The organism is Candidatus Pelagibacter sp. Uisw_113, assembly GCF_047717815.1.
Lineage (GTDB): Bacteria > Pseudomonadota > Alphaproteobacteria > Pelagibacterales > Pelagibacteraceae > Pelagibacter.
On record NZ_CP159809.1, the window covers coordinates 484,057 to 497,858 of the forward strand.

The 13,802-nt window shown below is 31.0% G+C and carries 15 protein-coding genes and 4 tRNA genes; 16 read left to right on the plus strand and 3 right to left on the minus strand.

The window, feature by feature from the left end; translation table 11 throughout:
- Nucleotides 1-3: 3 nt before the first annotated feature.
- The gene (map, locus tag ABXT39_RS02600; protein WP_415295720.1) at nt 4-774 is read right to left on the minus strand and encodes a type I methionyl aminopeptidase; all 771 of its coding nucleotides are present in this window, start codon (nt 772-774) and stop codon (nt 4-6) included.
- A complete protein-coding gene (sfsA, locus tag ABXT39_RS02605; RefSeq protein ID WP_415295721.1) occupies nt 767-1,465 on the minus strand; it encodes a DNA/RNA nuclease SfsA in 699 nt (232 codons plus the stop codon). Before sfsA ends, map begins: the two co-directional genes overlap by 8 nt.
- Nucleotides 1,466-1,486: 21 nt before the next feature.
- Between sfsA and ABXT39_RS02610 the strand changes: the two genes are divergently transcribed.
- From ABXT39_RS02610 to ABXT39_RS02630, 5 genes are all read left to right on the plus strand, one after another.
- A complete protein-coding gene (locus ABXT39_RS02610; RefSeq protein ID WP_415295722.1) occupies nt 1,487-2,236 on the plus strand; it encodes a competence/damage-inducible protein A in 750 nt (249 codons plus the stop codon).
- A 4-nt stretch (nt 2,237-2,240) separates the two neighbouring features.
- Complete coding sequence (locus tag ABXT39_RS02615) at nt 2,241-2,642, plus strand: gamma-glutamylcyclotransferase family protein (protein WP_415295723.1); 402 nt, start codon at nt 2,241-2,243, stop codon at nt 2,640-2,642.
- A 79-nt stretch (nt 2,643-2,721) separates the two neighbouring features.
- Nucleotides 2,722-2,806 (plus strand) — tRNA-Leu (locus ABXT39_RS02620).
- A gap of 4 nt (nt 2,807-2,810) precedes the next feature.
- On the plus strand, nt 2,811-3,584 hold the full coding sequence (locus ABXT39_RS02625; RefSeq protein ID WP_415295724.1) for an NAD kinase: 774 nt from the start codon (nt 2,811-2,813) through the stop codon (nt 3,582-3,584).
- Nucleotides 3,585-3,587: 3 nt separating this feature from the next.
- A complete protein-coding gene (locus ABXT39_RS02630) occupies nt 3,588-4,484 on the plus strand; it encodes a hypothetical protein (protein WP_415295725.1) in 897 nt (298 codons plus the stop codon).
- Between the two features lie 15 nt (nt 4,485-4,499).
- Here the strand turns inward: ABXT39_RS02630 and rlmB are convergent, their stop codons facing one another.
- Nucleotides 4,500-5,243, minus strand: coding sequence for a 23S rRNA (guanosine(2251)-2'-O)-methyltransferase RlmB (gene rlmB, locus ABXT39_RS02635; RefSeq protein WP_415295726.1), 744 nt, complete (start codon nt 5,241-5,243; stop codon nt 4,500-4,502).
- A gap of 130 nt (nt 5,244-5,373) precedes the next feature.
- Here rlmB and ABXT39_RS02640 point away from each other — a divergent pair.
- From ABXT39_RS02640 to rpoB, 11 genes are all read left to right on the plus strand, one after another.
- Nucleotides 5,374-5,459: transfer RNA gene (locus ABXT39_RS02640), tRNA-Tyr, on the plus strand.
- 46 nt (nt 5,460-5,505) lie between these two features.
- Nucleotides 5,506-5,579 (plus strand) — tRNA-Gly (locus tag ABXT39_RS02645).
- A 46-nt stretch (nt 5,580-5,625) separates the two neighbouring features.
- Nucleotides 5,626-6,816: an elongation factor Tu gene (tuf, locus tag ABXT39_RS02650; RefSeq protein ID WP_415295727.1), complete on the plus strand. Its 1,191-nt coding sequence runs from the start codon at nt 5,626-5,628 to the stop codon at nt 6,814-6,816.
- A gap of 7 nt (nt 6,817-6,823) precedes the next feature.
- A tRNA-Trp gene (locus tag ABXT39_RS02655) sits at nt 6,824-6,899 on the plus strand.
- A gap of 19 nt (nt 6,900-6,918) precedes the next feature.
- Nucleotides 6,919-7,110 (plus strand): preprotein translocase subunit SecE, encoded by a 192-nt coding sequence (gene secE / locus ABXT39_RS02660; RefSeq protein ID WP_006996799.1) that lies wholly within the window; start codon nt 6,919-6,921, stop codon nt 7,108-7,110.
- Complete coding sequence (nusG, locus tag ABXT39_RS02665; protein WP_415295728.1) at nt 7,110-7,640, plus strand: transcription termination/antitermination protein NusG; 531 nt, start codon at nt 7,110-7,112, stop codon at nt 7,638-7,640. Before secE ends, nusG begins: the two co-directional genes overlap by 1 nt.
- Complete coding sequence (gene rplK, locus ABXT39_RS02670) at nt 7,640-8,065, plus strand: 50S ribosomal protein L11 (protein ID WP_415295729.1); 426 nt, start codon at nt 7,640-7,642, stop codon at nt 8,063-8,065. The genes nusG and rplK overlap by 1 nt, the downstream gene beginning before the upstream one ends.
- On the plus strand, nt 8,065-8,754 hold the full coding sequence (rplA, locus tag ABXT39_RS02675) for a 50S ribosomal protein L1 (protein ID WP_415295730.1): 690 nt from the start codon (nt 8,065-8,067) through the stop codon (nt 8,752-8,754). The genes rplK and rplA overlap by 1 nt, the downstream gene beginning before the upstream one ends.
- Before the next feature lie 5 nt (nt 8,755-8,759).
- On the plus strand, nt 8,760-9,260 hold the full coding sequence (gene rplJ / locus ABXT39_RS02680) for a 50S ribosomal protein L10 (protein WP_415295731.1): 501 nt from the start codon (nt 8,760-8,762) through the stop codon (nt 9,258-9,260).
- Nucleotides 9,261-9,287: 27 nt separating this feature from the next.
- On the plus strand, nt 9,288-9,653 hold the full coding sequence (gene rplL / locus ABXT39_RS02685) for a 50S ribosomal protein L7/L12 (protein WP_415295732.1): 366 nt from the start codon (nt 9,288-9,290) through the stop codon (nt 9,651-9,653).
- A 56-nt stretch (nt 9,654-9,709) separates the two neighbouring features.
- On the plus strand, nt 9,710-13,801 hold the full coding sequence (rpoB, locus tag ABXT39_RS02690) for a DNA-directed RNA polymerase subunit beta (protein ID WP_415295733.1): 4,092 nt from the start codon (nt 9,710-9,712) through the stop codon (nt 13,799-13,801).
- The last annotated feature ends 1 nt before the right edge of the window (nt 13,802 follow it).

Genomic DNA, 13,802 nt, shown 5'->3' on the forward strand with positions numbered 1-13,802 from the left:
TAATTATAAGTAAGGGGGCTTAGAATAACCTTTAACAGATTCTGTAAAGATTTCATAACCATTTTCAGTAATACCTAATGTATGCTCAAATTGTGCTGATAAAGATTTATCTTTTGTAACTGCTGTCCAGCCATCTTTAAGCATTTTTACATCCCATTCACCGGTATTTATCATAGGTTCAATTGTAAAAGTCATGCCTGGTCTAAGCTCCATCCCTGTGTTTTTTCTTCCATAATGTAAAACATTTGGTGGCTCATGAAATGTTGTGCTTATTCCGTGACCACAAAAATCCCTAACAACTGAGTAGCCTTTCTTTTCAACAAAAGATTGTATTTCATATCCAATGTCACCTAATTTTAATCCTGGCTTTAGTAAATTTATTGCTCTCATCATCGACTCGTAAGTAGCATCAATTAAGTTATTAACTTTAACAGGAGTTTTGCCAACACAGAACATTCTGCTAGTGTCACCATAATGTTCATCAACTATAGCTGTTACATCAACATTTAAAGCATCACCTTCAACTAAAACTCTATCAGAAGGGATACCGTGACAGACAACGTGGTTTAAAGATGTACATAATGATTTTTTAAAACCTCTGTAAAATAGAGGAGCTGAATAAGCACCGTTGTCTCTAATAAATTCATAACTTAATTTATCCACAAACTCTGTGGTTACGCCTGGCTTAATATTATCTGTAAGCATATCAAGAGTTCTTGCGGCAAGATTTCCAGCAACTCTCATCTTTTCAAATTTTTCTAAATAATCAGGCATTAATAATTTTAATTTTTTTATCTATTTTAATTTCTTTTGAACTTATTTTACATTGATATGCCAAAAAGATAACTCCAGCTTTTTTTGCAAGTAAATAATTTTCATAATATTCTTTATCAATGTCTTTTGCTATTTTAAAATTATCGACATCCTCTATTTGGACCAAGAATAATAGATAGGATTTATAACCTTTTTTCACTGCTTCTATAAGGGTTTTTAAATGCTTTGAACCTCTAGCAGTAACTGCATCTGGAAACTCTGCAGTTTTTTCTTCTCTAAATAAAGTAACATTTTTAACTTCTACAAATATTTTTTGTTTATTTTTTTCAACTAAAAAATCAAACCGTGTTTCTTTATCAAAAAATACCTCAGGCTTAATACTATCATTGTTTGCAACTTCTTTAACTAGATTATTTGATAAACCATGGAAGGCAATCTTATTTGCAAAATGGGTGTTAACACCTACTAAATTTTTTTTAACTTTAATTATTTCAAGAGTATATTTTAGCTTTCTTTTAGGGTCGTCATTTTTAGATACATAAACCTCATTTCCCTCATCCAGTAAACCTTTCATTGATCCAGTATTAGGACAATGTGCTGTGATAATTTCTTCACCAATTTTAACATCAGTAAAAAATCTCTTATACCTCTTGATAAGTTTGCCTTTAATTAAAGGTTTAGTAAATTCCATATTTAAATTATATATTTAATAATGAACCAAAATACAAAATTTAATGCCGCAATACTTATCATAGGTAATGAAATCCTATCTGGAAGAACACAAGACACTAATACCAGTACAATTGCACAGTGGCTGAACTCAATTGGTGTAAAAGTTAATGAGGTTAGAGTTATCCCAGATATCGAAAATACAATTATTGAGACCGTTAATCATTTAAGAAAAGCTAATAATTATGTTTTTACTACTGGCGGTATTGGTCCAACCCACGATGATATTACTGCTCAATCTATCTCGAAAACATTTAACCTTGAGTATGAAATTCACAAAGAAGCTTTTAAAATACTAGAAGCTTATTACAAAGTTGGGGAATTTAATGAAGGTAGACAAAAAATGGTATGGATGCCACGTAATGCTGACTTAATATTAAATCCAACAAGTGGTGCACCAGGATTTAGTGTTGAAAACGTTTTTTGCTTACCAGGAGTTCCTTCAATTTTAAAATCAATGTTAGGAGGATTAAAAAATAAAATAGTAGGGGGAGATCCGATATTAAGCCATACAATAAGTTTAAAAACTGTTGAAAGTGAAATAGCTAACTCTTTAACAAAAGTTCAAAATAATAATAAAGATGTTGAAATAGGAAGTTATCCATTTTTTCATGCAGGTAAATTAGGTGTATCAATAGTGATAAGATCAGAAGATCAAAATAAAATTGATAAATGTAGTTCTGAAATATTAGAGTTTGTTAATCAAAAAAAAATAGAAGTAGTTGTCAGATAGTTAAATGCTTTATTTCGCTTATGGTAGTAATCTAAATCATTTTCAAATGAAAAGAAGATGCAAAGACAGTGTCTTTTTAAAGAAAATTAATTTAACTAATTTTAAATTAACTTTTAGAAGCAAATATAGAGCTGCTGACATAGAGCCTAAAAAAAATTCAATTGTTCCAGGAGCTTTATTTCAAATATCAAAAAGTGATGAAAAAAAACTAGATGTTTATGAAGACTATCCAGTTCTATATAAAAAATATTATTTTACTTATTATAGCAAGAATGTAATGACCTATACTATGATTAAAAAAACTTTATTTAAATATCCAACAGAACGATATTTGAATGTGGTAAAGAGAGGTTATAAAGATTGTAATTTAGATAATCATTTTCTTAAAAAAGCATTAAAAGCTTAATTAAAATATTGATATGATTTGTTAACAAAAAGAAGTTGAGTTATAAATAAAAACAGTTAAACAAATGAAAATAGATCATGCCCTCGTGGTGAAATTGGTAGACACAACGGACTTAAAATCCGTGCCTTTTTGGAGTGCCAGTTCGAGTCTGGCCGAGGGCACCACTAAATGAGAGACAAAGCATATTTAATTTTTGATAAAACAAAGGCTTCTTTAAAGATTAAATCAATCTTAATTAAAAAAGTTAAAATTACGTCTTTAATAAAATCTAACATAATAATTGTTCTAGGTGGGGACGGTTTTATGCTTCAAACTTTAAAAAAATTACACAAATATAAAAAACCTTTCTATGGAATTAATTCTGGAAACTATGGTTTTTTGATGAATAAGTTTTCTAATGAAAATTTTATAAAAAATTTAAAATCTTCACTAAGTGTGAAGATCCACCCTCTGCAGATGAGTGTAAGAACAAAAGGAAACATAGTAAAAGAGTCTATAGCTATTAATGAAGTGTCAATTTTAAGACAAAGCAAGCAAGCTTCCTCAATCTCAATAAGCTCTAATAAAAAAAACATAATTAAAAATTTAATTTCCGATGGAGTTCTCGTTTCAACTCCCGCTGGAAGCACGGCCTATAACTTATCTGTGCATGGTCCTATTTTAGATTTAGATTCTAATAAATTAGCAATATCTCCAATTAGCCCTTTCAGACCAAGACGTTGGAGAGGAATAATTGTTAGTGACAAATCTAAAATTGTAATTAGAAATCTTGATGAAAACAAAAGACCTATTAGCGCGGTAGCTGATAACTTTGAAGTTAGAAATGCAATGACAATCAAGATTCAATCTAATAAAAAAATAATTTTTCAATTATTATATGACAAAAGAAATAGTCTTTATAAAAAAATTAAAATTGAAAAATCTAAAAAAGAAATTCTATAGTATATGAAAATTTATGACTGCTTTATGTATTATAACGAAGACGTGGTTCTAGATTTAAGATTAAATACATTAAATAAATTTGTTGATTTTTTTGTTATAGTTGAAAGTCGTTTTAATCATAAGGGCGAAGAAAAAAAATTAAATTTTGATATAAATAAATTTATAAAATTTAAAAATAAGATAAAATATTTAATTTTAGATGAATTACCTCCAAATATAGATAGCATTAAAATAGATGATAATGATAATGAGAAATCACAAAAATATATATTAAATGGTTACAAAAGGGATCATTTTCAAAGAAATTATATTACAAATGGAATTAACGAAGCTAGTTCTGATGATATTATTCTTATTTCAGATATTGACGAAATACCTGAGTTAAAAAACCTTAATTTTAAATCTATAAAAAATAAGCTAATCTTATTTAATCAAAGAATGTGTTACTATAAGTTTAATCTTTATCAAAAAAACTATAATTGGGTTGGTACTAGAGCTTGCAAGAAAAAAAATTTACTCTCCCCACAGTGGTTAAGAGACATAAAACCTAAGTCATATCCATTTTGGCGGTTAGATGTTTTGTTTTCAACAAAAAAATATGTAGATATATTTATTGTTAAAAATGGAGGTTGGCATTTCTCATATTTAAACACACCTGAACTAATCAATCAAAAATTGCATTCATATACACATCATAGAGAATATGAATTAAGTTCATTAAAAGATGTTGATATTGAAAATAGAATAAAAAACAGAGAATCAATATACAACTTAAACTTAGATCAAAAAAAAAATCAATTTTCTCAAGGTACTAAATTAGAGCTTTTGGATGATGAACATTTACCTAAATATATTTTAGAAAATTATCAAAAATTTGAAAAATGGTTAGATAAAAATTAAATTTTTTGTATTAATTTAAGAGTTTTTTTTCAAATAGTTTAAGTGATGAAATACAATAGCCGCACTATTTGATATATTTAAACTTTCAACGTTTTTATTTATATCAATTTTAACAAAAAAATCTGTGTATTTACCAGTGTGTTCTCTCATGCCAAATCCCTCTGAACCAAATAAAAGAACATTTTTTCCACTCCATTTAATATTAGAAAAATCTTTATCTCCCTTAGCATCAAAGCCATAAACCCAAAAATTTTTTTCTCTTAAGTTTTTAAGTGAAGAATTGATGTTTGAAACTTCAAATATATTTAGATGTTCCATACAACCACTAGCGGCTTTATACATAAGTTTGCTATCTGAAGGGAATTGTCTCTCTTTAACTATTAAACCATCAATATTAAAAGAGGCTGCACTTCTTATTAATGAGCCAATATTTCTTGGATCGGTTACTTCATCTATACAAACAAATGTTAAGTTATCTTTCCCTTTTATAAATTCTTTTAATTCAGGTTGGTCTAAATGTTCTACCTCAGCAATATAGCCACCATGCATCATTTGATCTTTAGAAGTATACTTATCTAATTCTTTTTTTGATTTAAAATAAACCTTAACATCTTCAAGAACATTTTTTTTAGGATTTTTTCTATGAATATTTTTTTTACTTTCTTCAGTTAAAAAAACCTTTAAAACCTTTCTATTAGGGTTTCTAAGAGCTTCAATAACAGCATGCTGTCCAACAATCAAAAAAGAAGATTTATTCATAAATTTAAGCTTGTTTATACGTATTTTGTTAGTTTTTCACAGTAAATCTCGTGTTGCAATTGGATAATAAAAATATATAAAACGCTTGTTGTTTGAAGCTTTATTGAAGAAGGGGACACTTCCCCAAAAAGGAGGGGTTCCAGAGCGGTCAAATGGGGCGGGCTGTAAACCCGTTGACTTCGGTCTTCGAAAGTTCGAATCTTTCCCCCTCCACCACTCAATAAATTTTTTTATAACAATGGAGTGTTATTCTTGATGTTGTGCGGGTGTAGTTCAATGGTAGAACGCTAGCCTTCCAAGCTGGATGTAAGAGTTCGATTCTCTTTACCCGCTCCAAGAAAAAAGAAATTATTAATAAAACTAAAACTGAGGTAAAAAAGTAATGTCAAAAGAAAAGTTCATAAGAAATAAACCACACTGTAACATTGGTACAATCGGTCATGTCGACCACGGTAAAACAACATTAACTGCAGCTATCACAATTACATTAGCTGAAACTGGTGGAGCAAAAGCTGTTGCTTATGATCAAATTGATAAAGCCCCTGAAGAAAAAGAAAGAGGAATTACAATTTCAACTGCTCACGTTGAGTATGAAACTGAAAAAAGACACTATGCACACGTTGATTGCCCAGGTCACGCTGACTATGTAAAAAACATGATTACAGGTGCAGCTCAAATGGATGGAGCTATCTTAGTGGTTAATGCTGCTGATGGTCCTATGCCTCAAACTAGAGAGCACATTCTTTTAGGAAGACAAGTTGGTATCCCGTCAATTGTAGTTTACTTAAATAAAGTAGACCAAGTTGATGACAAAGATATGATAGAACTTGTTGAAGAAGAAATTAGAGAACTTTTAACTTCTTACAAATATCCTGGTGAAACAACTCCTATCATTAAAGGATCTGCATTAGCTGCTGTTGAAGGTAGAGATGAAGAAATTGGAAAAAATTCTATTTTAGAATTAATGAAAGCTGTTGATGAATTTATTCCTCAACCAGCTAGGGATGTTGACAAACCTTTCCTAATGCCTGTTGAGGATGTTTTCTCAATTTCAGGTAGAGGAACTGTTGCAACTGGAAGAATTGAATCCGGTGTTATTAAAACTGGTGAAGAAGTTGAAATCGTCGGTGTTACTGAAACTAAAAAATCAGTTTGTACTGGTGTTGAAATGTTCAGAAAACTTTTAGATTCTGGTGAAGCAGGTGATAACGTTGGTATTTTATTAAGAGGTGTTGAGCGAGATGACATTCAAAGAGGACAAGTTCTTTGTAAAACTGGTTCAATCACACCACATACTAAATTTGAAGCTCAGGCTTATGTACTTAAAAAAGATGAGGGTGGAAGACATACTCCTTTCTTTACTAAATACAGACCTCAGTTTTACTTTAGAACAACTGACGTAACTGGAGAAGTTACATTACCAGCAGGAACTGAAATGGTTATGCCTGGTGATGACGCTAAATTCACTGTTACATTAATTACTCCAATTGCGATGAGCGAAAAATTAAACTTTGCTATTCGTGAAGGTGGTAGAACAGTTGGAGCTGGAGTGGTAACAAAAATTATAGAGTAAACTCTATAGGAGTGTAGCTCAATTGGTAGAGTGCCGGTCTCCAAAACCGGAGGTTGAGGGTTCGATTCCCTCCGCTCCTGCCAATAAGCTAAATAATATATTATGAAAAACCCAATAAAATTTATCCAAGAAGTTAAACAAGAGGCTTTTAAAGTTTCTTGGCCTACTGGAAAAGAGACAATGCAAGGTGCATTAATGGTATTCGCTATGGCAGTTATTATGTCTCTTTTCTTTTTGCTACTTGACCAAGTGCTTAAATTTTTGTTGGAAGCTTTACTAAAGGTAAGTATTTAATGAAAAATTGGTATATTGTTCAATCTCATTCAAATTTTGAGAATAAGGTTGCTGGATTAATTAAGGAAGAGGCTAAAAAAGCAAAAATTTATGATAAAATTGAAGAAATTGTTGTTCCTACACATGATGTAACAGAAGTAAAAAGAGGAAAGAGAATTCAGAGAAAAAAGAAATACTTTCCAGGCTATGTTTTAATTAAAAGTGAAATGGATAATGATCTTTATCATTTAATTAAAAATTTAAAACGTGTAAGCGGATTTTTAGGTTCAAAAGGTATTCCCGTCCCTGTTTCTGATAAAGAAATAGAAAAGATTTTAGGACAAATAAAAGATGGTGTAGCTCAGCCAAAATCTGCTATAGAATACAGCATTGGTGAAAAAGTTCAGGTCATTGACGGTCCTTTTGCATCATTCAGTGGTATGGTTGAAGATATAGATGAAGAGAAATTACGACTAAAAGTTTCTGTTTCAATATTTGGAAGACCAACACCAGTTGATTTAGAATATAACCAAGTAGAGAAAGCAAGTTAATGGCAAAAGAAATTAGTGGATATATAAAACTACAAATTATGGGTGGACAAGCTAATCCAGCTCCTCCTGTTGGTCCCGCATTAGGTCAACGTGGAATTAACATAATGGAATTTTGTAAAGCTTTTAACGATAAAACGAAGGCATTTGCTGGTAAACCAATACCAGTAGTTATAACAGTTTATAAAGACAAAAAATTTGATTTTGAAATTAAATCACCTCCTGCATCACACTTTATTAAAGAAGCAGCTAAACTTAAAGGTGGATCAAAAGAGCCGGGCAGAAGTATAGCTGGGTCAATTACCAAAAAACAAGCAGAAGAAATTGCAACACAAAAAATGAAAGACCTTAATGCTAATAGCTTAGAACAAGCTGTGAAAATTATTGCGGGTTCAGCAAGGTCAATGGGAATAGAGGTTAAAGACTAATGGCATCAAAGAGATTTAAAAAATTACCAGAAAAAACTAAGGATCTAGCTTCTGAATTGATAGAAAAATTATTATCAGATGTTAAAAAGAACTGTACTACAAAATTTGATGAGTCTATCGATCTATCTTTCCAAGTTAATAACAAACAAAAAAAAGGTGAAGTAAATATTAGGACTGTAGTTAATTTACCTGGCGGAACTGGTAAAAAAGTTAAAGTAGCTGTTGTTTGTGAAGATGCTAAAGCGCAAGAGGCTAAAGATGCTGGTGCTGACATAGTCGGTAGTGAAGAATTTATAGATAAAATTAAAGCAGGTGAACTTAATTTTGAAAAATTAATTTGTACACCAGGTATGATGATTAAACTTTCCAAGTTAGGAAAAGTTTTAGGTCCGAAAGGACTAATGCCTAACCCGAAATTAGGATCTGTTTCTGAAGATGTTAAACTAGCTGTTATAAATGCTAAATCTGGTCAAGCAGAAATTAGAAATGATAAAGATGGAAATATTGGTGTAAGCATTGGTAAAAAATCTTTTCATGACGATCAGCTACTTAAGAATTTTCATGCTATTTTAGACACTTTAGAAAAAGAAAAAGGAAACCTAACTTTAAAAGGTGACTTAATAAAAAATACTTTTATAACGTCAAGTATGGGCGTTTCGTATAAAGTTAAATTAGGAAAAGTTATATAATTATGATGAGCAGGGAACAGAAAAAGAGTTATATTACCGAGATGGAAAATCAGTTTCAAAACAATGAGGCAGTTCTAGTTACACATTATCAAGGACTTACGATGTCTCAACTTGATGAACTAAGAGCTCAAATGAGAGAGCATGGGATTAAATTTAAGATTACCAAAAATAGAATCACTAAGTTAGCACTTGTAAAAACGAAGTGTAAGGATCTTTCCAACTTATTTACTGGGGCTACGGCTGTGGCTTTTTCTGACGATGCTATTATGTCAGCTAGAATTTTATCAAAATTTGCAAAAACTAATGAAAACCTAAAACTCTTAGGTGGAATTATGGGTAGCGATATTTTAGACCAAGCTGGAGTTCAGAATGTAGCTAATTTACCAACATTAGATGAGGCTAGAGCAAATATTGTCGGTATTCTAGCGTCACCAGCGTCAAAATTTGTAAGTATTTTGCTTGCACGTTCCGAAAAAATGAGTAGTTTGAGCCCAGAAAATTCTTAAAAAACAACCTAAAGAGTAAAAAAAAATATGCCTGATCTAAATAAAATTATTGAAGACCTATCTAGTTTATCTGTTGTTGAAGCAGCTGAACTTTCAAAACAACTTGAAGAAAAATGGGGTGTTACAGCTATGGCTGCAGCAGCACCAGCAGCAGTAGCAGGTGGAGCAGCTGAAGAAGCCAAAGATGATTTTACAGTTATGTTAATTTCAGCAGGTGATAAAAAAATTAATGTAATTAAAGAAGTTAGAGCAGCAACATCTTTGGGTCTTAAAGAAGCAAAAGATTTAGTTGAAGGTGCACCGAAAGAAGTTAAATCTGGTGTTAATAAGAAAGATGCTGAAGAACTTAAAACTAAGTTAGAAGCAGCAGGCGCAAAAGTAGAACTTAAATAAATTAATTAGAAAGATTTCATAAACTGGTTAATTTATTAATCAGCGATTAGTATTAAATGCAATTATCTTTTACTCAAAAGAAAAATGTAAGAAAAAGCTTCGGTAAATTGACTGAAACTTTATCCATTCCTAACTTAATTGAAGTTCAAAAAAATTCTTATAAACAATTAACTGATTTTGATCCTGAAGCTGGTGATTTATCAAAAGGTTTTGATAGAGTCTTCAAAAGTATTTTCCCAATTGAAGATCTTAACGATAAAGCAACATTAGAGTATGTTTCTTATAGACTTGAAAAACCAAAATTTGATACTGAAGAATGTATTCAAAGAGGATTATCTTTTACTTCAGCATTAAAGTGTACTTTAAGATTAGTTGTCTATGAAATAGATCAAGAAAACAATACTAAAGATATTTTATCTGCAAAAGAGCAAGAAGTTTACATGGGTGAAGTGCCTATGATGACTGACAGTGGAACTTTTATAACTAACGGTGTTCAAAGAGTAGTTGTAAACCAAATGCATAGAAGTCCTGGAGTTTTCTTCGATCATGATAAAGGTAAATCACATGCAAGTGGTAAATTATTATTTAATTGTAGAGTTATTCCTAACAGAGGATCTTGGTTAGATTTAGAATACGATGTTAAAGATTTCTTATATTTCAAGATAGATAGAAAGAAAAAAATATTTGCTTCAACTCTTCTGATGGCTTTAGGCTTAACTAAACCTGAAATAGCTGATGAGTTTTACGGAAAAGACACTTATTCATTTAATTCAAAAACAGGTAAATGGAAGACTAAATTTAATCCTGAAAACTATAAAGCTAAAAATTTTTCTGAAGAAGTTACAGATGCTAAAACTGGAAACGTTGTAATTAAGCTTGGTGATAAAATTAATTTTTTAAGCGCAAAAAAACTAGCTACTGATGGACTTAAAGATATTTTTGTATCTCAAGAATCTTTAATCGGAAAATATTTACACAATGAAGTTAAAGTTAGCGACGATGAAGAAGAGGGAACATTTGGAATTGGTACTGAACTAAATGACACTATTATCAAACAAATTTTAGAAGCTAACATAAACTTAATTGAGATTTCTATTACAAATTCTATCAACAAAGGTCCTTATTTATTATCAACAATATTAAATGATAAAAATAATTCTAAAAATGATGCGATTACTGAAATTTATAAAGTTCTAAGACCGGGCGAACCACCAACAGTTGAGATTGCTACACAAATATTCAATAACTTATTCTTTAGTTCGGATAGGTATGATCTTTCAGATGTGGGTAGAGTTAAAATGAATTCAAGATTGAGTCTTGAATGTTCTGATAAAATTACAATTTTAAGAAATGACGACATAATTGCCATTGTTCACAAGATGTTAGATTTAAGAGATGGTAAGGATGAAGTTGATGATATTGATCATTTAGGTAACAGAAGAGTAAGGTCTGTTGGTGAACTTGTTGAAAACCAAGCACGTATTGGTGTTTATAGAATGGAAAGAGCTATTAAAGAAAAAATGACAACTCTTGATATTGAATCAGCAATGCCACAAGATTTAATTAATGCAAAACCTTTAACAGTTTCTCTTAAAGATTTTTTTGTAAGTTCACAACTTTCACAATTTATGGACCAAACAAATCCACTATCTGAAATTACGCACAAAAGAAGAGTTTCAGCTTTAGGGCCAGGTGGTCTAACAAGAGAAAGAGCGGGATTTGATGTTCGTGATGTTCACCCAACTCACTATGGAAGAATTTGTCCAATTGAAACACCTGAAGGACCAAATATTGGTTTGATTAATAGTTTATCTACTTATGCTAAGATTAATAAATATGGTTTTATTGAAAGCCCATATAAAAAAGTACAGAATGGTGTAGTTCAAGATAAAGTTGAGTATCTATCAGCGATGGAAGAGACAAAATACACAATCGCACAAGCTAATGCCAAACTTGACAAGAATGGAAAAATTTTAGAAGAACTTGTCCCTTGCAGAGAAAACTTAAACTTCGTTTTATCAAAACCGGAAAAAATTGATTACATTGATGTTTCACCTAAACAGTTGGTTTCTGTAGCAGCATCACTAATCCCTTTCTTGGAAAATGATGATGCAAACAGAGCTTTAATGGGATCTAACATGATGAGACAAGCAGTCCCTCTTTTAAAACCTGAATCTCCATTAGTTGGTACTGGTATTGAAAGTGATGTGGCTCTTGACTCAGGTGTTACTATTGTTGCTAATCGTGATGGCACAGTTGATAAAATCGATGGAAAAAGAATTGTAATTAAAGCAACTGAAGAAACAGATTTCACAAAATCAGGTGTAGATATTTATAACCTACAAAAATTTAAAAGATCAAACCAAAACACATGCATTAACCAAAAACCACTTGTTAGAGTAGGTGATAAAGTTAAATCAGGTGATATTATTGCTGATGGACCATCTACTAAGCTAGGTGAATTAGCGCTTGGAAAAAATGTGACAGTAGCATTTATGCCTTGGCAAGGTTACAATTTTGAGGACTCTATTCTAATTTCAGAAAGATGTGTTACAGACGATGTATTTACTTCAGTTCATATCGTTGAATATGAAGTTATGGCTAGAGATACAAAGTTAGGTGAAGAAGAAATCACCAGAGATATTCCAAATGTAAATGAAGAAGCTTTAAAAAACCTAGATGAATCTGGTGTTGTGTATATTGGTGCTGAAGTAAAAGCTGGAGATATATTAGTTGGTAAAGTTACACCAAAAGGTGATTCAGCTTCTGGACCTGAAGAAAAATTATTAAGATCAATTTTTGGTGAAAAGGCAATTGATGTAACTGATACATCATTAAAGATGTCTAGAGGAAGCAGTGGAACGATTGTTGATGTCAGAGTATTTAATAGACATGGTATAGAAAAAGATGAAAGATCTATAACAATCGAAAGAGCAGAAATTGAAACTGTTCAACAAGACAAAATTGTAGAGGAAGAAATTTTAGAAAGAAGTATAAAGCAAAGAGCCAATCAGATCTTGTCTGGAGCTTCTTTAACTAAAAAAATAAAAGATTTGGATGAAGGTATTAAACTTGATCTTGAGACAATTAATAAGCTTAATATTAATGATGTATTCAAAATAACAGTAGGAAATGTTAACGATGAAGCAAGTATTGCCCAATTAAAAGATCAATACAATCAAGCAAAACAAGATATTCAAGAAAGATTTGAAGATAAGGTTTTAAAAATTAGAAGTGGTGATGATTTATTACCAAGTGTGATGAAAATGGTAAAAGTTTTTGTTGCTATTAAAAGAAGGTTAAGACCAGGTGATAAAATGTCAGGAAGACATGGAAACAAGGGTGTAGTTAGTAAAATTGTACCTGTTGAGGACATGCCTTATAGAGAGGATGGAAGACCAGTTGACATTGTATTAAACCCGCTTGGAGTTCCAAGTCGTATGAACGTAGGTCAAATCTTGGAAACTCACCTTGGTTGGGCATGTAAAGAATTTGGTGAAGAAGTTAAAAGATTAGTAAATGAAAATAATAAAAAATTTGAAAAAACTGAAAAAATTTCATCATTCCTTAAATCTGTTTATGGTAATGAAATGTTTAACGGGGGAATTGACAAATTAAATAAAACTGAATTTAGAGATTTATGTGAAAACTTACAAAATGGTATAGCAATTTCAACTCCTGTTTTTGATGGTGCAAAAGAAAAAGACGTTTCTGAAATGCTTGAATTAGCTAATTTACCCACTTCTGGTCAAACTAATTTATGGGATGGTAGAACAGGTGAAATGTTTGACAGACCTGTAACAGTCGGTATTATCTATATGCTCAAACTGCATCACTTGGTTGAGGATAAAATTCACGCAAGATCTACTGGTCCTTATAGTCTTGTTACTCAGCAGCCATTAGGTGGTAAAGCCCAACTTGGTGGACAAAGATTCGGTGAAATGGAAGTGTGGGCACTTGAAGCTTATGGAGCTTCGTACACATTGCAGGAAATTTTAACAGTTAAGTCAGACGATGTTGCTGGAAGAGTTAAAGTTTATGAAACGATTGTTAAAGGTGAAGAGAATTTTGAATCTGGAATACCAGAATCATTCAATGTTCTCGTTAAAGAAATTAAATCATTAGCATTAAATATAGAATTAAATTAAA